This is a genomic window from Citrobacter sp. Cf125 (genome assembly GCF_030333935.1).
Classification (GTDB): Bacteria; Pseudomonadota; Gammaproteobacteria; order Enterobacterales; family Enterobacteriaceae; genus Citrobacter; species Citrobacter freundii.
Genome location: NZ_JAOWEY010000013.1, coordinates 1 through 246 on the forward strand (window position 1 = coordinate 1; position 246 = coordinate 246).

Here is a 246-nt window from a genome sequence, read left to right on the forward strand (position 1 = left end):
GGTGGTTAGAGCGCACCCCTGATAAGGGTGAGGTCGGTGGTTCAAGTCCACTCAGGCCTACCAAATTCTTTCTGATACCGAGTTGTGAAACGACTCGCATACTTCAGTATGCTTCGCCGCTCCACGCCTTGTCTCAGCAGGAATTAAGGTGAATGAGATAACTACTATGGGGCTATAGCTCAGCTGGGAGAGCGCCTGCCTTGCACGCAGGAGGTCTGCGGTTCGATCCCGCATAGCTCCACCATC

General features: G+C 54.1%; 1 tRNA gene. It reads left to right on the plus strand.

The annotated features are described in order from the left end of the window. The first annotated feature begins 168 nt into the window (after nt 1–168). A tRNA-Ala gene (locus OGV89_RS22955) sits at nt 169–244 on the plus strand. Nucleotides 245–246: the final 2 nt, after the last annotated feature.